20 protein-coding genes and 1 tRNA gene are annotated in these 17,390 nt (G+C 67.0%); 15 read left to right on the top strand and 6 right to left on the bottom strand.

The genetic code is table 11. The annotated features are described in order from the left end of the window. Window positions 1–71: 71 nt before the first annotated feature. On the bottom strand, window positions 72–1,409 hold the full coding sequence (locus tag EOHIBHHM_RS02525; protein WP_497254318.1) for a calcium:cation antiporter family protein: 1,338 nt from the start codon (window positions 1,407–1,409) through the stop codon (window positions 72–74). Between the two features lie 159 nt (window positions 1,410–1,568). Here EOHIBHHM_RS02525 and EOHIBHHM_RS02520 point away from each other — a divergent pair, with 159 nt between their 5' ends. The 6 genes from EOHIBHHM_RS02520 to EOHIBHHM_RS02495 all read left to right on the top strand — a co-directional run bounded on the left by EOHIBHHM_RS02520 (window position 1,569) and on the right by EOHIBHHM_RS02495 (window position 7,092). Next, window positions 1,569–2,405, top strand: a complete 837-nt coding sequence (locus EOHIBHHM_RS02520; RefSeq protein ID WP_497254316.1) for a shikimate dehydrogenase — start codon at window positions 1,569–1,571, stop codon at window positions 2,403–2,405. A 45-nt stretch (window positions 2,406–2,450) separates the two neighbouring features. Beyond that, window positions 2,451–3,461 carry a helix-hairpin-helix domain-containing protein gene (locus tag EOHIBHHM_RS02515; protein WP_497254314.1) on the top strand — a complete coding sequence of 337 codons (1,011 nt, stop codon included), beginning with the start codon at window positions 2,451–2,453 and terminating at the stop codon, window positions 3,459–3,461. 85 nt (window positions 3,462–3,546) lie between these two features. After that, entirely contained in the window at window positions 3,547–5,100 is a 1,554-nt protein-coding gene (gene pabB / locus EOHIBHHM_RS02510) for an aminodeoxychorismate synthase, component I (protein ID WP_497254312.1), read from the top strand. After that, window positions 5,097–5,684, top strand: a complete 588-nt coding sequence (locus EOHIBHHM_RS02505) for an anthranilate synthase component II (RefSeq protein ID WP_497254310.1) — start codon at window positions 5,097–5,099, stop codon at window positions 5,682–5,684. The genes pabB and EOHIBHHM_RS02505 overlap by 4 nt, the downstream gene beginning before the upstream one ends. A gap of 75 nt (window positions 5,685–5,759) precedes the next feature. After that, on the top strand, window positions 5,760–6,617 hold the full coding sequence (locus tag EOHIBHHM_RS02500; protein WP_497254308.1) for an aminotransferase class IV: 858 nt from the start codon (window positions 5,760–5,762) through the stop codon (window positions 6,615–6,617). A 49-nt stretch (window positions 6,618–6,666) separates the two neighbouring features. Beyond that, window positions 6,667–7,092: a Rieske (2Fe-2S) protein gene (locus EOHIBHHM_RS02495; protein ID WP_497254306.1), complete on the top strand. Its 426-nt coding sequence runs from the start codon at window positions 6,667–6,669 to the stop codon at window positions 7,090–7,092. Between the two features lie 9 nt (window positions 7,093–7,101). On the opposite strand, the gene EOHIBHHM_RS02490 is transcribed toward EOHIBHHM_RS02495, so the two are convergent. After that, entirely contained in the window at window positions 7,102–7,266 is a 165-nt protein-coding gene (locus tag EOHIBHHM_RS02490; protein WP_497254304.1) for a hypothetical protein, read from the bottom strand. A 102-nt stretch (window positions 7,267–7,368) separates the two neighbouring features. Here EOHIBHHM_RS02490 and EOHIBHHM_RS02485 point away from each other — a divergent pair, with 102 nt between their 5' ends. From EOHIBHHM_RS02485 to EOHIBHHM_RS02470, 4 genes are all read left to right on the top strand, one after another. Then, a complete protein-coding gene (locus tag EOHIBHHM_RS02485; RefSeq protein ID WP_497254302.1) occupies window positions 7,369–8,388 on the top strand; it encodes a hypothetical protein in 1,020 nt (339 codons plus the stop codon). Further along, window positions 8,382–9,221: a mechanosensitive ion channel family protein gene (locus EOHIBHHM_RS02480; RefSeq protein ID WP_497254300.1), complete on the top strand. Its 840-nt coding sequence runs from the start codon at window positions 8,382–8,384 to the stop codon at window positions 9,219–9,221. Before EOHIBHHM_RS02485 ends, EOHIBHHM_RS02480 begins: the two co-directional genes overlap by 7 nt. 280 nt (window positions 9,222–9,501) lie before the next feature. After that, entirely contained in the window at window positions 9,502–9,927 is a 426-nt protein-coding gene (locus tag EOHIBHHM_RS02475; RefSeq protein ID WP_497254298.1) for a plastocyanin/azurin family copper-binding protein, read from the top strand. A 58-nt stretch (window positions 9,928–9,985) separates the two neighbouring features. Continuing rightward, window positions 9,986–11,035 carry a hypothetical protein gene (locus tag EOHIBHHM_RS02470; protein WP_497254296.1) on the top strand — a complete coding sequence of 350 codons (1,050 nt, stop codon included), beginning with the start codon at window positions 9,986–9,988 and terminating at the stop codon, window positions 11,033–11,035. A gap of 442 nt (window positions 11,036–11,477) precedes the next feature. On the opposite strand, the gene EOHIBHHM_RS02465 is transcribed toward EOHIBHHM_RS02470, so the two are convergent. The 3 genes from EOHIBHHM_RS02465 to EOHIBHHM_RS02455 all read right to left on the bottom strand — a co-directional run bounded on the left by EOHIBHHM_RS02465 (window position 11,478) and on the right by EOHIBHHM_RS02455 (window position 12,857). After that, window positions 11,478–11,552 (bottom strand) — tRNA-Met (locus tag EOHIBHHM_RS02465). An 80-nt stretch (window positions 11,553–11,632) separates the two neighbouring features. After that, entirely contained in the window at window positions 11,633–12,079 is a 447-nt protein-coding gene (locus tag EOHIBHHM_RS02460; protein WP_497254294.1) for a GtrA family protein, read from the bottom strand. Beyond that, window positions 12,072–12,857: a glycosyltransferase gene (locus EOHIBHHM_RS02455; RefSeq protein WP_497254292.1), complete on the bottom strand. Its 786-nt coding sequence runs from the start codon at window positions 12,855–12,857 to the stop codon at window positions 12,072–12,074. The genes EOHIBHHM_RS02460 and EOHIBHHM_RS02455 overlap by 8 nt, the downstream gene beginning before the upstream one ends. Before the next feature lie 119 nt (window positions 12,858–12,976). Here EOHIBHHM_RS02455 and EOHIBHHM_RS02450 point away from each other — a divergent pair, with 119 nt between their 5' ends. Beyond that, window positions 12,977–15,331 (top strand): DUF2298 domain-containing protein, encoded by a 2,355-nt coding sequence (locus EOHIBHHM_RS02450; protein WP_497254290.1) that lies wholly within the window; start codon window positions 12,977–12,979, stop codon window positions 15,329–15,331. Window positions 15,332–15,368: 37 nt separating this feature from the next. Here the strand turns inward: EOHIBHHM_RS02450 and EOHIBHHM_RS02445 are convergent, their stop codons facing one another. Continuing rightward, entirely contained in the window at window positions 15,369–15,635 is a 267-nt protein-coding gene (locus tag EOHIBHHM_RS02445) for an HAH_0734 family protein (protein WP_497254288.1), read from the bottom strand. A 273-nt stretch (window positions 15,636–15,908) separates the two neighbouring features. Here EOHIBHHM_RS02445 and EOHIBHHM_RS02440 point away from each other — a divergent pair, with 273 nt between their 5' ends. The 4 genes from EOHIBHHM_RS02440 to EOHIBHHM_RS02425 are packed head-to-tail and all read left to right on the top strand — an operon-like array spanning window position 15,909 to window position 17,373. Continuing rightward, window positions 15,909–16,190, top strand: a complete 282-nt coding sequence (locus EOHIBHHM_RS02440) for a 50S ribosomal protein L44e (protein WP_089821490.1) — start codon at window positions 15,909–15,911, stop codon at window positions 16,188–16,190. A gap of 4 nt (window positions 16,191–16,194) precedes the next feature. Beyond that, window positions 16,195–16,368, top strand: coding sequence for a 30S ribosomal protein S27e (locus EOHIBHHM_RS02435; RefSeq protein ID WP_497254286.1), 174 nt, complete (start codon window positions 16,195–16,197; stop codon window positions 16,366–16,368). Window positions 16,369–16,386: 18 nt separating this feature from the next. Next, window positions 16,387–17,187 (top strand): translation initiation factor IF-2 subunit alpha, encoded by an 801-nt coding sequence (locus tag EOHIBHHM_RS02430; protein ID WP_497254284.1) that lies wholly within the window; start codon window positions 16,387–16,389, stop codon window positions 17,185–17,187. After that, entirely contained in the window at window positions 17,188–17,373 is a 186-nt protein-coding gene (locus tag EOHIBHHM_RS02425; RefSeq protein WP_497254282.1) for an RNA-protein complex protein Nop10, read from the top strand. Window positions 17,374–17,390: the final 17 nt, after the last annotated feature.

Here is a 17,390-nt window from a genome sequence, read left to right as displayed (position 1 = left end):
AGTAGGGGCGTCGAGGCGCTAAAACGAGTCGATGTCGCCCGGTCTCTCGCGCGAGACGGGAGTGGACCCCCTCAGTCGTCGCTCTGTTCGGCCTCCGGCGTCCCGGTACGGGCCTGGCGGATCGTCGTGGCCGTCAGCCGCGTCACCTCCCGGACATCGTCGAGTCGGGTGAGGAACATCGCCAGTCCGAGGACGACGTAGACGACCGTGTAGGCGATCAGTATCTGGTACGTGTCGAACCCCGGCATCGTCCGGATGAAGTAGAACTCGACGAGCACCTGCGAGGCGAACAGCACGAGGATGGCGATCGACTCGCGGACGCTGATGCGGAAGTTGATGAGCACCGCGAGCGCGAAGAAGCTCTGTGCGGCGGTGATCCAGATCTCGCCCGCCTGCTTCTGGTCGAACGGGAGGACGCCGTACCGGCCGAGCGCGATGCTGTAGACGACGACGAGCGTCCCGATGAGCAGCGTCCACTGGTTGAGCTTCGAGGAGATGAGCGCGTTGAACGCCGCCGTCGACCGCGCCTTGTTGACGAGGTAGGCGACGACGATGAGTTCCGGACTCTCACTCGCCAGCGGGGCGATCCACTGGATCATGAAGAACGGTGGGATGCCGATCCCCTGTCCTAACTCTTCGAGCCCGTGGGCGAACGGTTCGACTGCGGTGAAGATGAGGAAGCCGGAGAACGCAAAGAGCGTCAGCACGGTTGCGATCCGGGGAAGCTTCGAGAGCTGCTGGAGGTAGCCGGGGACGCCGACGTGCGCCTCCGTCTCGTCGACGTCGCCGCGGATGATGATGGCGATGTAGGTGACGTAGATGCCGACGAGCACCAGCATGTCCACCCCGTCGATGCCGTTACCGAGCGGGACGAGAAAGGCGTAGAGCGTCGCGGCGGTGAGAAACAGGATCTCGGTCGCGATGCTCCGATCCAGTTTCACCGCGTCGGCGAGGAAGCCGGGGTTCTTCTCGACGGCCATGTCGTTGGTCGTCTGTGCGCGCCAGATGGAGAACAGGGCGATACCCGACCAGCCGAGGCCGATGAGGATGCGGTTCGCGCCGGTCATGTTGGCGACCGCGAGGTTCGCGGCCTCCCGTCCAGCGGGTGTCCCGTGCTGCGCGCCCGCTTGCCAGGCGAACAGCGCGTCGACGGCGTACTCGGGTGCGACGGCGAGCACCGCCAACACGGCGAGTGCGAACGCCCGCGGGACGTCCTTCTCGGCCGTCTCGGCCCCCCACGCGAGCAGGAACGACGCGCCGAGCACCGCCAGTCCGCTGACGCCGACGACGGCGAGGGTGCTGGTCGACGGGGCGTGGTGTCTCCCAGTGACGTAGAACACTAGCCACGGGAGGGTCAAGACGGCCGCTCCAGCCAACGCCGAGAGCGGATGTCGAAGCACGGAACTCATAGCCTTGCCGACTCCAGCGAGACAGGTATCTTTTCCGCTTCGAGCGGTCGGCGACGGCCGACAGACTCATGACCCCGATGGGCCGTGGAACGGCAGTAGCCTGAGACGTCGCGTGCGGCAGACGGGTCGTTTATACTCGCCGCCCTCTTGCACCGCGGTATGCAGGTCTTCGGTCTCGTCGGCAACCCCGTCGGGCACTCGCTGTCGCCGCCGATGCACGAGGCGGCCTACGAGTCGCTCGAGATGGACGCCCGCTACGTCACCTTCGAACCGACCCACGAGTCGCTGGCTGACGCGATCCGTGGCGCGGACGCGCTCGGTATCGCCGGGCTGAACGTCACCATCCCGTTCAAACAGGACCTCCTCGAGCAGGGGCTCGTCGACCCCGACCCGCTGGCCGCTCGCATCGGCGCCGTCAACACGGTCGACTTCTCCGACGACGGCGACACTCCCCGTGGGTACAACACGGACGCCGCGGGCGCGCGTCGCGCGCTCGAACGCCACGACGTCGCCCTCGACGGCGCGGACGCCGTCGTCGTCGGCGCGGGTGGCGCCGGCCGGGCGATCGCGTTCGTGCTCGCCGAGGCGGGTGCGTCGGTCCACGTCGCAAACCGGACGGAGGCGACCGCCGACGAGCTCGCGGCGGCCGTCGCCGACTCGACGGACGTCGCTGCCGACGCGGTGACCGCGGGCGGCCTCGACTCGTTGGCCCCCACCGTCCCTGGGGCCGACGTGCTCGTCAACGCCACGAGCGTCGGGATGGACTCCGAGGAGACGCCGGTGCCCGCGGAACTGCTCCACGCCGACCTCGCCGTCATGGACGCGGTGTACAGCCCGCTGGAGACGCGTCTCCTCGAAGACGCGCGGCGGGCAGGGGCGACCACCGTCGACGGGGCGTGGATGCTGCTGTATCAGGGGGTCGAGGCGTTCGAGCGGTGGACCGGACGGGAGGCACCGGTCGAAGAGATGAACACGGCGCTTCGGTCGCGGCTCTGAGTCTGTCGTTGGCCTTTAAATACCGGGCACTCTTACAGTCGCTCAATGTCACTACTCGACAAGCTAAAGTCGGTGCTCGGGATGGGCGGGTCGTCCTCGGAGCGAGAGCGTCGAGATTCCAGCGTTACGGTCGAACGCGACACGCGAGCGGACCGGGCGGACGCCGACGCCGAGAGCGAGGCGGCAGCCAAGGGCACAGAGGAACCGACGCCCGACGAGGCGGAGGAGACGGACGCGGACGAGGAACCGGTCGCGGAGGAGACGGACGCGACGGCCTCGACCGAGTCGATGGTCGACGAGGACGTCGAAGACGAGGAGGCGGCCGAACCCGCGGAGGCTGCGGGTCCGGAGTCCGAAGACGTCGAGACGGAGGCCGCGGAGGCGGCCGAGGACGTCGAAGCGGCCGAACCGGCCGACGAGGACGCCGACGTAGAGGGAGAACCGGCCGCCGAAGACACGGACGCGACGGCGTCGACGGGGTCGATGGTCGACGAAGAGGCCGAAGACGAGGAAGCGGCTGAACCCTCCGAGGCCGCGGGTCCGGAGTCCGAGGAGCGGGAGCTGTCGGCCGACACCGAAGCCGAGAGCGACGCGACCGCGACCGAAGGCGAAGCGGACGAAGCGACCGCCGCCGAGGAGACGGACGCGACGGCCTCGACCGAGTCGATGGTCGACGAGGCGGCCGAAGACGAGGAGGCCGCCGAGCCCGGTGAAGCGGCCGGGCCGGAGTCCGAAGACGTCACGACCGACGTCGACGAGGTCGAACTCGACGAAGCGGAGGAGGACGTCGACATGGAGACGGAGGCGGCCGAAGAACGCGAACCGGAGACGGCAGAGGAGCCGGAGACGGCCGCGGAGTCACCCGAGAGTGAAGACGACTCGCCCTCAGTCGACACGGTGAAGGGGATCGGTCCGGCCTACGCCGACCGACTCGAGGAGGCGGGGATCCACACGGTCCACGACCTCGCGACCGCCGACGCCGCAGAGCTCGCAGAGCAGATTTCGGTCTCCGAGAAGCGCGTCGGTCGCTGGATCGACCGCGTGAAAGAGGAGTAGTCGCCCCAGACAGTCGTCGAACCGTCCTGTCGTCTCCGTCGGGCGTCACGAAACCGTTACTTGTCCCCACCGCCACCCCACAGGTATGGCTGTCCCCACCGTCGTCACCGACCGTTCGACCTTCCGTGCGCTCGCCGCCGAGGCGCCGGTCGGCGGCCGCGTCCCCGTGGAGGTCCGGACGGCGGTGGCCGACCCCTTCGTGGCCTACCGACGGGTGCGCGACGGTCCCGGTGGGGTGTATCTCGAGACAACCGGCGGTCGGGACGGATGGGGCTACTTCGCGGTCGACCCGGTCGAACGGCTGCAGGTGAGCGCCGACGCCGTCCTCGCGGACCGTGACGCGCCGGGCCACGACGACTTCGCTCGTCCGTCGCCGTCGCTGGCGGCACTCGACGGACTGCTCGCCGGCGAGACGCTGGTCCGCGGCGACTGCGACGTCCCGTACCCCTGCGGCGCGTTCGGGTGGCTCTCCTACGACGTCGCCCGCGAACTCGAGTCGCTCCCGGACCACACCGTCGACGACCGACTGCTCCCCCGACTGCAGATCGGCGTCTACGACTGTGTCGCCGCGTGGCGGGAACCGAGCGACGGCGAGACGACGCTGCGAATCACCTGCTGTCCACGCATCCCGGACGACGCCGACCGCGACGCGCTCGACGCCGTCTACGACGACGCGCTCGAACGGGCAACTGCGCTCGCCGAAGCGACGACCGAGGGCGATTCAGCGGTCGGTGCCCCGCCAGTCGACGCCGCCGAGGCCGAGTTCGTTAGCGACTGCGGCCGCGAGGCGTACGCCGACCGCGTCCGGCGGGTGAAGGAGTACATCCGCGACGGCGACACCTTCCAGGCGAACGTCGCCCAGCGACTCGTCGCGCCCGCTGCGGTCCACCCGGTCGACGCCTACGCGGCGTTGCGTCGCGTCAACCCCGCGCCGTACTCGGGACTGGTCGAGTTCTCGGGTCCCGGCTGGGTCGGTGGCGTCGACCTCGTGAGCGCGAGCCCCGAACTCCTGTTGGAGCGCGACGGCGACCGACTCGTCACCGAACCGATCGCCGGGACGCGTCCCCGGGGATCGACGTCCGAGGAAGACGACGCTCTCGAAGCCGACCTCCTCGGCGACGAGAAGGAGCGGGCCGAACACGCGATGTTGGTCGACCTCGAACGCAACGACCTCGGGAAGGTTTCGGCGTACGGCAGCGTCGAGGTGACCGACTACCGCCGGGTCGACCGCTACTCGGAGGTGATGCATCTCGTCTCGCTCGTCGAGGGCCGACTCCGCGAGGACGCAACCCTCGCGGACGCCGTCGCCGCGACGTTCCCCGGTGGGACCATCACCGGCGCACCCAAGCCGCGGACGATGGAGATAATCGACGAACTCGAAGCCACACGTCGCGGCCCCTACACCGGGAGTATGGCCGTCTTCGGCTTCGACGGCCGAGCGACGCTCAACATCGTCATCCGGACGCTCGTCCGCTGGCGCGAGGAGTACCACCTCCGGGTCGGCGCGGGCATCGTCCACGACTCCGACCCCGACAGCGAGTACGACGAGACGCTGGCGAAGGGCAGAGCCCTCGTCAACGCTATCGACGAGGCGCTCGGCGAGCGCGGCGACCTCCGGGTCGAGGAGGCCGAGCAGTGATCCTCGTCGTCGACAACTACGACTCGTTCGCCTACAACCTCGTGCAGTACGTCGGCGAGTTCGCAGACGAGGTGGTCGTCCGCCGCAACGACGCCGTCGACGTCGCCGGGGTCAGGGAACTGGCCCCCGACGGCGTCGTCGTCTCGCCCGGTCCCGGCACGCCCGACGAAGCCGGAGTCTCGATTCCGGCGTTCGCGGAGCTCGAGTATCCGACGCTCGGCGTCTGTCTCGGTCACCAGGCGCTCTGTGCCGCTCTCGGCGCACCCGTCGGCCACGCCCCGGACGTCGTCCACGGCAAACCCTCCACCGTCGTCCACGACGGCGAGGGGCTCTTTCGTGGCCTTCCAGAGCGGTTCGAGGTGGGTCGCTACCACTCGCTGGCCGTCGAACGCGACGACCTTCCCGACTCACTGGTCGAGACGGCCTGGACCGACGACGAGCGGCGCGTCGTGATGGGCGTCCGCCACCGGACGAAGCCACACGTCGGCGTCCAGTTCCACCCCGAGAGCATCCTCACCGAGGGTGGCAAGGCGATGATACGGAACTTCGTCGCGTGGGCGGGATGCCCCGACCCCGAGGCGTAGTCGAGAGCGCACCTGCTCTGGAGAGGTAGGCTCGAAGGGGACACTACTTTGTCGTCGCCCACCTCGAACAAGCCGATGCAGTACCACGTCGACGGCGAACTCCACGACGCCGACGAGGCGACCGTGAACGTCCGCGACCGGGGGTTTCTCTACGGCGACGCCGCCTTCGAGACCCTGCGGGCCTACGGCGGTGAGATATTCGAGTGGGAGGCCCACGCCCAGCGGTTACGAGAGACCTGCGAGATTCTCGAACTCGACCACGACCTGACGGACGACGACCTCCGCAGACGTATCGACGAGACGCTGGCCGCGAACGACCTCGCGGACGCCTACGTCCGACTGTCGGTGACCCGTGGCGTCCAACCCGGCAAACTCACCCCGAGCGAGGACGTCGATCCGACGGTCGTCGTCATCGTCAAAGACCTCCCGCGAGGCGGTCGCGAGGGGACGCCCGTCTGGGACGGGCCGGCGACGCTCCAGACCGTCCGGACCCAGCGCGTGGCGGATCGGGCGATCCCCGCGAAGGCGAAGACGCACAACTATCTGAACGGTATCCTCGCGCGACTCGAACTGCGGGCGACGGGTGCCGACGAGGCGCTGATGCTCGACGCCGACGGTCACCTCGCAGAGGGGGCGACGAGCAACCTCTTCTTCGCTGACGGGCAGGCGCTGAAGACGCCGAGTCTCGACGGCCCGGTGTTGCCCGGTGTCACTCGATCGGTCGTCGTCGACCTCGCCCGTTCGGAGGAGATCCCGGTCGAGGAGGGGACGTACACGCTCGACGACGTCCGCAACGCCGACGAGGTGTTTCTCACCAACACGACGTGGGAGATTCGCCCGGTCGAGACGGTCGACGGCCTCGACGTCGCAGGCGGACCGGTGACGACGCTTCTCTCGAAACTGTACGACGAGCGGGTCGAGCGGTTCTACTGACGAGCGAGAAACTGCACAGCTAAATGTCGTCACCCACTACCGGCCACTGATGGATGCAGACCGCCGCATCACGACGGTCGAGGAGGTCCCCGACGAGAGTACGTTTCTCTTCACCGTCCGCGACGTCGAGAGCGACGAAGAGCGGGAGGCGATCCTCGTCGAGGCCAACGGCGACGGCGACGTCGCCGCGTGGCTCAACTACTGTCAGCACTTCACGCACATCAAACTCGACAAGGGGTCGGGCGCGCCGATGCGCAACGGCGAGGTCGTCTGTGCGAACCACGGCGCGTACTTCGCGTCGGAGTCGGGGCTGTGTACGTTCGGTCCCTGCGAGGGTGCGTATCTCAACGGCCTCGACGTCACGATCGAAGAGGGCGACGTCTATCTCGCCGACGAGCGATACGAGTTCGTGGCGTCGGGCGCGATAGAGTCCGACCCCGTCGATCTGTCCTCGAAGTCGAACGTGGAGTTCTGAGGCGAGCGGCTACGCGAACTCCTCGTAGTACCGCTCGATGAACGCCGCGAGTTCGTGTTTCGTGTGGTCACCCCGAAGGTGGTCGACGAGCGTCGCCTCCGCGTCGACCGGGTGGTGACAGAGCGGACACTCGACCGGCAGGCGCGTCGCATCTTCCGTTCGCTCTCTGGGCATATCCTGGTAGAGGCGCTCCGACGACAAAACGGGAGTGCCGTCGGAGAGAGCGAACAGTGAGTATCGTTATGTCATCCGGTCACCATTCACGACGCGACTCCCGTGACCGAGACGACCGCCGCAGTCGACGCCACCGGGTTCGGCGACGAACTCGCGGCGCTCGACGACGTGTTGGATCGCTTCGAGACGAGTGACGACGCCGACGTCGCTCGCGTCGGCCACGTCGCCGTCGTCTCGGACCCGTTCGGGGGCCGCGAGACGGTGCTCGACCACGCGGCGACGTGGGCCGCCGACGTCGACCGACGCTCTCTGTCGCCGACGACCGACAGCGTGACCCTCGACGGATCGTCGGCCGTCGTCGTCCTCGACGACTGCCACCACCTCTTCACGCGGCAGATCGGCGGGTTCGATAGACTCGACCAGTTTCTCGACGAGGTGGTCGCCTTCGACGGACTCGTCGTCTCGTCGTGGAACCGGTTCGCCTGGAAGTATCTCGACGCCGTGAAGGGGGTCGGCCGCTCGTTCCCGAACCGGATCGACGTCTCGCCGCTCTCGGAGGCGGACCTGCGGTCGTCGCTCACGGACGAGCGGTCGGGGTCGCTTCCGCGGTTCGTCCCCACGGCGCGGGAGAACCGGGAACGGCCGTTCCGGTGGACGTCCCGCACCGTCGGACTGTGGGGCGACCGGACGGTCACGCTCTCGCTGCCGACCCCGAACGCGGAGTACGTCCACCACCGGTTGGGGCGGCGAGAGCTGGAGGTACTGGAGGACGTGGTGTTCGACCGTCTGACGCAACTCTCGGACGGGAATCCGGGCGTCGCACGCGACCTCTGGGACCGCACCGTCGACGGCGACGAACTCCGACTGGACGACCTCGAAGCGCCGATCGAGACGCTCGACGTCGACGGCCTGACGGGCTACGTGCTGGCGCTCGTCGTCACCAAGGAGCGACTCGACCGGGCGGAACTCGACGCAGTCGTCGACGACCCGCTGCTCGACCGGAGTCTCGGCGAACTCGCCGACGCGGGCGTCGTCGACGTCGACGGGACGGCGGTGGCGCTCACACCGATCGGCCTGCAACCCGGCGTCGAGTACCTCCAGCGGAGGCGACTGCTGTGGTGACGCTCCAACTGACGTTCGGCGTCGCCGACGTTGTGGGTGCGCTCGTCGTCTTCGTCGTCGCCTACGTGTTCGTCCGTGTGCTGGGCTACACCCTGTCCCAGCTCTCGGAGCGCTCCATCGAGCACCGCATCGCCATCAAGATGCTCATCCCGGTGGTGAAGACGCTCGTCTACGCCGGGGCGCTGTACTACGTTCTCGGTCCTCTGTTCGCCCTCACGTCGGCGCAGCTACTGGCGGTCTCGGGGCTGCTGGGGGCCGCACTCGGCTTCGGCCTCAAGGACCTCTTCGCCGACGTCGTCGGCGGTCTCGTGATGATCGTCGAACGACCGTACCAGGTGGGCGACAAGGTCGAGATCGGCGACTACTACGGCGAGGTGACCGACATCGGGCTCCGAGCGACGCGCCTCCAGACGCCCGACGACTCGCTGGTGTCGGTGCCGAACTACGTGCTCTTCACCGACTCGCTCGCGAACGCGAACGCGGGCCACCCGGAGATGCTCGTCGTCGTCGAGTTCGCCGTCGCCGTCGACGCCGACCTGGATCGCGCGACGACGATCGTCGAGGAGGCGCTCGTCACCTCGCGTTACGCCTACGTCACTCCGGACCGCCAGTACACCGTCCTCGTCGAGGACGGCCCCTACTATCTCACGGTCCGCGGGAAGGCCTACGTCGGCGACATCAGACACGAGTTCGCGTTCAAATCCGACGTCACGACCCGCGTGCTCCGGGAGTTCGAGCGTGCCGGGGTCGAGAAACCGCCGGTCGGCGTCGGGGCGGTGTGTGACGCGGCGACCGAGACCGAGTCGGTCGACGGACGGGGAGAGCAGCGATGAGTGAGGGGACGTCTCTCGTCGGAGGTGGTGGAACGCTTCGTGGTTTCGACGTCGTAGATTCGCCGCCGACCGAAATCTGGGTGCCGAGTAGAGGGGGTGTGTTCGATCCGATTCCACGAGTTGTCTGTCGTATCCACGGTCAAACCCCTGAATAGCTGTGGCCGAGAACTACTGTATCACACCCTCTGAGAGTACCGTTCCGCCCCCGTATTCGGACAGACCCATACCACTATTGGGATCCACCCAGAACGGTCCGATAGTGCGATACACGAGACGACAGATGCTCGTGTCTGTCGGAGCGACGACGACGCTCGCAGGCTGCCTCCAATCGTCGATACGGCGGGTCGCAGAGGAGACTGACACCGAGACGTCCGCGGGGCCGACGGTTCGAGACACCGACTCCGTGACCGTCGCAGTCGGGTCGAGCGACGACGGACTCGGCTTCCGACCGGGCTCTGAGACAACGGTTCGAGTCCGCTCCGGAACGACCGTCGTCTTCGTCTGGCGGACCGACACTCACAACATCGTCGTCGCCGCTCAACCCGAGTCGGCAGACTGGCAGGGGACGAGAGGTGGCGCTGGGACGACGTACGATGCCGGCCACCGCCACGAGCACACGTTCACTGTTCCCGGCCGGTACGAATTCTACTGCACCCCACACGAGACGCTGTTTCCGCACGCGGTTCTGGAAGTCGTCGACGACTGATCTCCAAGACCAGTTGCCGAAACGACACTATTAGGTCGTCTGACCGAGAGATCAGCCCATGCCCTCCTCTCGGTCTCGTCTCGTCGACGCACTGCGCCACGAGTCAGCGACGAACTGGGTCGAAGTCACCTTCGCCGTCGGGTTGCTTGCAGTGTCGCTAATCACTGCCAGCATCCGATACTTCCGCCTCCTCGTCGGCAGAACCGAGATACATCCCGACGCCCGACTCTCGTGGCGGCCGCTCGCGACCGCCGTCCTCGACGGCGTCCCTCTCTACCTCCCGCCGGCTACAGACAACAAACCGCCACTGTTCGAGTTCGTCAACGTCCTCGTGATGGGGACGGGGTCGTACGTGTTCGTCTTTCTCGTCCTCGTCTCGCTTCTCAACGGACTATCCGCGGTGCTGTTGTTCCGATTCTTCGCCCAGAAGGACCGTCAGGCGGTCGGTGCCGTCGCCGCCGCCGTCTTCCTCGTCGCCGTCCCAGTCGTGCGGGGCCACAGCATCAACGTGAGATCGTTCGCAGTCTGTGGGTTCCTCGCCGCGCTCTGTCTCCCCCGTCCGTCGCACCGCGGTGGCGCACTCGCGGCAGGCACGCTGTGTTCACAGTACCTCGTCTTCGGCGTCCCCTTCGTCGTCTACGACAGCCTCCACTCGGGTCGGTCGCTCCGAACGAGTCTGCGCGGTGTCGTCGCCGCCGGTTCGGCCGTCGTCGCCGTCACGTACGGGGCACTGCTCGCTGTGTGGGGCTGGCCGTCGCTCCGTGAGAGTCTCTACTGGAGTGCCGGCGTCGCCGGCGAGTACTTCACCGCGTACGGCCCCTCGGTCTGGATCGGTGAACGGGCGTGGGTCACCTACACGTCGTCGATGCTCGGACGGACGTGGCCGCTCCTCGTCGTCGCCGCCGTCGGAGCGGTCGTTCTCGGCTCACGTCTCGCTCGCGGGGAAGCGAGCTACGAGGAACGGTTCACGCTCGGTGCGACGTTCGTCTTCGGGTCGTTGCTGCTCGTTCGCCCGTACACGACGTACTGGATGTACTCGTTACCGTGGGTCGCTGCTCTCGCGGCTTTCGGCATCCAGCGGTGCTGTTTCCCGGTCCAGTGGTCCTGAGCGCACAGATCGCCGAGGCTCCTCGTCGACTCGCGACGACAGTCACGCAGTCGTTCGGGAGTCGGCTCTTGGAGAATAGTGGGAGGTAGCTACTAGCTATTTTCACAGAAATCCGCCGTATGCGACGCGATGAGACGCGTCGCTTGGGAGTCGATCTCTGGAAAATAGCGGGAGGTAGATTTGAACCGCGGTCACTCCACTTCGTTCCGTTCCCTGGTTCAAATCTCCTCGTCTGACTTGCAGCGACAGTCACGGAGTCGCTCGGCGATGAAACGCTTCCCTCGGTGGGTAACTGTCGCAGAGAAGTAGTGGGAGGTAGATTTGAACCGCAGTCGTTCCCTTCGGTCACTCCCTGGTTCAAATCTACTACTAGCTATTTTCACAGAAATCTACCGTATGCGACGCGATGACACGCGTCGCTTGGGAGTCGATTTCTGGAAAATAGCGGGAGGTAGATTTGAACTACCGGTCTCCGGGTTATGAGCCCGGCGGAATCTCCTGGCTATCCCATCCCGCTATCAGTCACAACTCGCGGCTGACTGTTAAGGGTTGTGTTTCCACCGCCGTATGTGAGTTTTCGACTCGTTCGCACGCCGCTCAGTCGTCGGCGACGCGCCAGGTGAACAGGCTCTCGGCGACGTAGTTGAAGAACATCGACGCCGCGATGGCGATGGGGAAGGGGATGATCGTCCAGAGGTCGAACCCGGCGACGACCACCGAGACGTCGACCGTCCGCAGCCCGCGGACGATGAGAAACTGGACGACCAGGCCGCCGCTCCTGACGAGGTTCGACTTCACGAGTCGTTTGAGAGCGTTGAACCGTCCGCGGGTGCCGTGGTCGGCGAACGTCCAGTTGTCGTTGATGAAGAACATCACGACGATGGCGACCTCGGCGCCGACGAGTTTCGCGTACTCGGGGAGGACGTCGAAGAACACCGTCAGCACCGTGCTCACCGTGAGGTCGAACACCGCACCGACGGCCCCGACGGAGGCGAACTTGCCGAACCGAACTCCCGAGACGAGTTCGTCGACGCTGCTACTCATCGAACGCCTCCGCCGCGAGGCGGTCGACGAGCGACTGCGGGCCGTTCCGGCGCGACTCGAGGAGCGTGTGGAGGTCGTCGTCCGCGAGCAGTTTCGCTCGGTGGCGGGCGACGAGGAGGCCGCGACCGAGTCGAAGCGTCGTCCGGACGGGCGAGACGGTCGACCCCGGTTGGTCCTCCCAGACGACGGGCACCTCGGCGATGCGTGCGCCGAGCGCGGCGGCGACGGCGACGAGTTCGATGTCCCAGGCGAAGCCGGGTTCGTACAGATGGTGACGGACCGCCCGCCACGTCTCGCGGGTCATCGCCTTCGCGCCGCACTGGTAGTCGTAGAGCTTCGCGTCGAGGAGCTGTCGGGCCAGCCACGCGAAGCCGTCGCCGAGGTAGCGGCGGGCGAACGTCTGGTGGGAGGCGACCGTCGCGTCTGGATGCCGGCGAGAGCCGACCGAGAGGTCCGCCTCGCCGTCGTGCACGGGCGCGAGCACGTCGGCGATGGAGTCGGCGGGCGTGCTGCCGTCGGCGTCGGCGAAGGCGAGCACGTCGGTGTCGAGCGCCTCGAACCCCGCCGTGACGGCGGTCCCCTTCCCGCGACGGTACCGGACGGCGTTGACCTCCGCGGGGAGGTCGGCGAGCGCCTCGACCACGTCGGCGGTGGCCGCGTCGAGTTCGATACGGACGACGTCGGGGGAGAGGCGGTCGGTCAGCGCTCGGACGTAATCCTCGAGGAGAGCGACGTCCGGGCGATAGGCGGGGATCACCACCCCGACGGTGCGCGTCATATCCTCGCGTTCCACACACGTGTTAAAAAAGCGTTTGACTCCAGACCGGGAACGTCCGCGCCGCCTGCGTATCCGAACCCAAAAAGCGTTTACCGCCACCCCGCCGTCAGTTTCGGTAGATGGAACTCGTCCCGCTCGTTCTGTGGCTCTTGCTCTACGCGCTGCTCGCCGGGGCGGGGGTCCCGCTCGCCCTGCGCCTGTTCGCGCCGCTGCCGACTCGTGGCGTCGGGTTCGCACTGCCGGTCGCGGTGGTCGTCCTCACCACCGTCGGCTACTGGGTCGGCCACCTCTCGTTCGGTGTCGTCGCACCCGTCGCCGGACTACTCGTTCTGCTCGCGCTCTCCGCAGTGGCCGGCCTCGACCGTGACGCGCTCCGAGAGCGCCGTCTCGAACTCGCCGACGACCTCGGATTCGACCGATCGGCCGCCGTCGACAGCGCGGCGGTCTTCCTCGTCGCCTTCGGACTGCTCGTCCTCGTTCGGGCGGCCGACCCCGCGGTCCACGCGGGCGGCGGCGAGAAGTTCCTCGACTTCGGTCTCCTGCAGTCGCTGATGCTGTCGCCGACGCTGCCGCCGGAGGATATGTGGTTCGCGGGCGAACCCGTCCGTTACTACTACGGCGGCCACCTGACGACCGCACTCGTCGCGAAACTCTCCGGCGTCGCCCCCGCGTACGCGTACAACCTCTCGCTCGCGGGCTTCTACGCGATGCTCGTCACTGCCGCGTTCGACCTCGCGGGTTCGATCAGCGCCGGCCGCGGCGGTCCGCGACGGCTCGCCGGCCTCCTCGCCGCCTTCTTCGTCGGCTTCGCCAGCAATCTCGTCACGGCCGGTCGGCTGGTACTTCCACTCCTCCCGGACCCGCTTCGGACGCAGGTGGCGACGGCCGTCGCCGAGCAGTCGCGCTACTCTGCGAGCGAGTTGCTCGCGGGCGTCTCGTCGTTCAGCTACTGGTCGGCGAGCCGCGTCATCCCGGGGACGATAAACGAGTTCCCGCTGTTCGCGTGGCTCAACGGCGACCTCCACGCTCACATGATGGGGACGGTGTTTCTCCTCCTCGCGGCGGCCATCTGCTACAGCTACTTTCGGACTCCGGCGGCGAACCGACGTCGGCGCTGGACGCTCGTCTTCGTCGTTCTCCCGGTCCTCGGGAGCTTCCAGGTGTACACCGACACGTGGAGCTTCCCCTCGATCTTCGGGCTGCTCTTTCTCACGCTGACGTTCGCACCGACCCACCCGCTCTCGGCCGTCTCCGACGACCTCGCGACGCGGGTCGGCGGGTGGGCCGAGCGGTCGTGGCTCGGCGGAGAACTCCTGCGGACGGCGAGTGCGTTCGTCGTCACCGCCAGCGCGGGCGGGTTGGCCGTGCTGCTCAGTCTCCCCTTCCTGCTCTCGGCCGGTGCCAGCCGCGAGGTCGCGTTCCTGACGCTGGAGATGCGCAGCACGCTCGGTCCGCTGTTTCTCGTCCACGGAGCGTTCGTCGTCGCGTTCGCCGTCTACCTCTATCGCCGACTGGGCGTCGACAGCCGACTGCTCCTCGTCGTCGCGCTGGCGGCCGTCGGCGTCGTCAGCACGCTCCAACAGTTCGCCGTCCTGTTTCTGGTGGGGCCGCTGCTCGTCTTCGGCTGGCTCGCACTTCGGATGGACCGCGACGTCGGCTACGAGACGGTGCTGATCGTCGCCGGAACCGGACTCGTGCTCCTCGTGGAGTTCATCTACGTGAAAGAGCAGGCCGGTCCGGGGCGGATGAACACCGTCTTCAAGACCTACATGCAGGTGTGGGTGCTGTGGGCGACGGCGATGGGTGCGGTGCTGACGAGCCTGCTCTCGGGGTCGGGGGTCACCGCGTCGACCCCGACGTTCAGCCCGCAGACGGGCCGGTCGGTCGGCGGCGTCGTCCTCGTGGTGTTCCTCGTCGCTTCGACGTCCGTATACGGCGGTCTCGCGCTCTCGCAGCACTTCGAGCAGAACTCGGCCTCGACGCTGGACGCGACGGCGTTCGCGACGGAGCGACATCCGGCGGAGGCCGAGGCCATCCGGTGGCTCGACGAGCGGGCGACGTCGGAGACGACGATCATCTCCGCGCCCGCGACGAGCATCTACCCGGACGCGACGAGCGGGTCGTACCCGTACCCGCCGGGGATGTACAGCTGGGACTCCAGCCCGGCGGCCAGCCTGACCGGCGTCCCGACGGTCGCCGGCTGGCACCACGAGGTCGGGTATCGCGGCTACGACGCCTACTACGAACGGGTCCGCGCCGTCGACGCGGCGTACACCGGGTCGCCCGAGGAGTTCCGTTCGGTCGTCGACACGTACGACGTCGAGTACGTCTGGGTCGGACCGGCGGAGCGCGCTCGCTACGGGGACGAGATAACTGTCGAACAACGGGCGCAGGAGCTGTCGGGTGTGGAAGTCGCCTACGAAACCGACGCCGTGACAGTCTACCGAGTGCAGCCTGCAGAGCTGTCCGACTGAGAGGAGAAAAGCCGCTTCAGGGTCTGGTTCTTCGGATTCAGACCGCCATGTCGCCTTTGCCCTTGACGACGTCGAGCGCGTCGGCGTCGATGGTGTCGACGTCGAGCCAGTGGGGGACGTACTCGCGTTTCTCGAACGCTTCGCGCTCGTCTTCGGTGCCGATGACGCACCACAGCTGGACCTCCTCGGGTCCGTGGTAGTCGCCCTGGCGCTGGATGGAGAAGCAGATCTGCTCGGTGTCGTCGTAGTTGATGATGGCGTCCTTGCGGATACCGGGATCCCCTTGCACGATGAGGTGCTTCATGACCGACGGTTGGCACAGTCGCCGCTTAACGGCTTCGGAACGGAGTGTCAGAGTGGCTATCGTCGCCGGCCGGCAGACCAGCCATCCGCAGCGAGCCACAGGGTGCAATTCTCACGGAGAGAATCGACGAACTGCGACGATAACCCCTCTCAGCACCTCCCGCGGTCGCCCCGTCCGACACCGACGGTTCGCCGACGATTCGCCGGCGAACGGCTCTCGGAAACCAAACTCGTTTTAACGTCCGACGTCAAACTTCGCGTAAGGTAGATATCTATGCAGATGCCTCGCCGATTCAACACGTACTGTCCGCACTGTAAGGCACACCACGAACACGAAGTCGAGAAGGTCCGTACGGGCCGTCCGACGGGAATGAAGTGGAACGCGCGTCAGCAGAAGCGCGGGAAGAAGGTCATCGGGAACGCCGGGAAGTTCTCGAAGGTGCCCGGTGGCGACAAGCCGACGAAGAAGACCCACCTGAAGTACCGCTGCAGCGACTGTGGCAAGGCCCACATGCGCGAAGGCTGGCGCGCAGGCCGACTGGAGTTCCAGGAGTAAACAGATGGCAGGAAGCTTCTACAAGGTCACGTGTCCGGACTGTGAGAACGAACAGGTCGTCTTCGGCAAAGCCTCGACGGTCGTCAACTGCGCCGTCTGTGGCACCGTCCTCGCCCGCCCGACCGGCGGCAACGCCGCCTTCGAGGGTGAGGTTACCGAGACCGTCGAGGCACGGTAACCCCCTGGAGGACCCAACATGAAGTACAGTGGTTGGCCCGACAAAGGTGACCTCGTCGTCGGCAAGGTCGACGAGATCACCGACTTCGGCGTCTTCATCGACCTCGAAGAGTACGAGAACAAACGCGGCCTCGTCCACATCAGCGAAGTCGCCAGCGGCTGGATCAAGAACGTCCGCGACCACGTCCGCGAGGGACAGACGGTCGTCGCCAAGGTGCTCGACATCGACGAGAGCTCACAGCAGATCGACCTCTCGATCAAGGACGTCAACGAGCACCAGCGCAAGGACAAGATCCAAGACTGGAAGAACGAGCAGAAGGCCGACAAGTGGATGGCCATCGCGTTCGGCGAGGACGTCTCCGACGAGCAGTACGGCGCCGTCGCCAACGCACTGCTCGCCGAGTACGACTCGCTGTACGACAGCTTCGAGCAGTCCGCCATCCACGGGATGGAGGCGCTCGAGGACGTCGACCTCGAGGAGGAGGAGAAGCAGGCCATCGTCCAGACGGCCCGCGAGAACGTCTCGGTCCCCTACGTCAACGTCACCGGCTACATCGACCTCCGATGTCCGACGGCTGACGGCGTCGACGACATCAAGGAGGCGCTGCAGGCCGCCGAGGGCAACGGCGAGATTCCCGAGGAGGTCGAACTGACCGTCGCCTACGTGGGGTCGCCCGAGTACCGCATCAAGGTGAAGGCACCCGACTACAAGACGGCCGAGTCGGAGCTGGAGGCGAGCGCCGCACGCGCTCGCGAGGCTATCGAGGCCGTCGGTGGCTCCGCCGAGTACCACCGCGAGCGGACGGAAGACGACGAGTAGATGCACTCGGACATCCGGGTCTGTTCGGCGTGGCGCGACAGTCACCCACGGCCGGTGTACACGCTCTCGGACAGTTGCCCGGAGTGCGGTGCCGACGCCGTCAACAGTGCGCCCGCACCGTTCAACCCGGAGGATCCCTACGGCGAGTACCGACGTGCGGCGAAACGCCGACGCGAATCTGAGTAGCGCACTCGAAGGCACTC

It is taken from the genome of Halogranum roseipondis (assembly GCF_059695585.1).
The sequence above is the reverse complement of the archived record's forward strand: the minus strand, read 5'-3'. Positions and strand labels throughout refer to the sequence as shown.

Excerpts from the sequence above, each read along its gene's own strand:
- EOHIBHHM_RS02435 (WP_497254286.1), top strand. The coding sequence starts at position 16,195 with ATGGCAGGAAGCTTCTACAAGGTCACGTGTCCGGACTGTGAGAACGAA.
- EOHIBHHM_RS02520 (WP_497254316.1), top strand. The coding sequence starts at position 1,569 with ATGCAGGTCTTCGGTCTCGTCGGCAACCCCGTCGGGCACTCGCTGTCG.
- EOHIBHHM_RS02430 (WP_497254284.1), top strand. The coding sequence starts at position 16,387 with ATGAAGTACAGTGGTTGGCCCGACAAAGGTGACCTCGTCGTCGGCAAG.
- EOHIBHHM_RS02525 (WP_497254318.1), bottom strand. The coding sequence starts at position 1,409 with ATGAGTTCCGTGCTTCGACATCCGCTCTCGGCGTTGGCTGGAGCGGCC.
- EOHIBHHM_RS02425 (WP_497254282.1), top strand. The coding sequence starts at position 17,188 with ATGCACTCGGACATCCGGGTCTGTTCGGCGTGGCGCGACAGTCACCCA.
- EOHIBHHM_RS02500 (WP_497254308.1), top strand. The coding sequence starts at position 5,760 with ATGCAGTACCACGTCGACGGCGAACTCCACGACGCCGACGAGGCGACC.
- EOHIBHHM_RS02450 (WP_497254290.1), top strand. The coding sequence starts at position 12,977 with ATGGAACTCGTCCCGCTCGTTCTGTGGCTCTTGCTCTACGCGCTGCTC.
- pabB (WP_497254312.1), top strand. The coding sequence starts at position 3,547 with ATGGCTGTCCCCACCGTCGTCACCGACCGTTCGACCTTCCGTGCGCTC.
- EOHIBHHM_RS02490 (WP_497254304.1), bottom strand. The coding sequence starts at position 7,266 with ATGCCCAGAGAGCGAACGGAAGATGCGACGCGCCTGCCGGTCGAGTGT.
- EOHIBHHM_RS02440 (WP_089821490.1), top strand. The coding sequence starts at position 15,909 with ATGCAGATGCCTCGCCGATTCAACACGTACTGTCCGCACTGTAAGGCA.
- EOHIBHHM_RS02455 (WP_497254292.1), bottom strand. The coding sequence starts at position 12,857 with ATGACGCGCACCGTCGGGGTGGTGATCCCCGCCTATCGCCCGGACGTC.
- EOHIBHHM_RS02470 (WP_497254296.1), top strand. The coding sequence starts at position 9,986 with ATGCCCTCCTCTCGGTCTCGTCTCGTCGACGCACTGCGCCACGAGTCA.
- EOHIBHHM_RS02515 (WP_497254314.1), top strand. The coding sequence starts at position 2,451 with ATGTCACTACTCGACAAGCTAAAGTCGGTGCTCGGGATGGGCGGGTCG.
- EOHIBHHM_RS02460 (WP_497254294.1), bottom strand. The coding sequence starts at position 12,079 with ATGAGTAGCAGCGTCGACGAACTCGTCTCGGGAGTTCGGTTCGGCAAG.
- EOHIBHHM_RS02445 (WP_497254288.1), bottom strand. The coding sequence starts at position 15,635 with ATGAAGCACCTCATCGTGCAAGGGGATCCCGGTATCCGCAAGGACGCC.
- EOHIBHHM_RS02495 (WP_497254306.1), top strand. The coding sequence starts at position 6,667 with ATGGATGCAGACCGCCGCATCACGACGGTCGAGGAGGTCCCCGACGAG.
- EOHIBHHM_RS02475 (WP_497254298.1), top strand. The coding sequence starts at position 9,502 with ATGCTCGTGTCTGTCGGAGCGACGACGACGCTCGCAGGCTGCCTCCAA.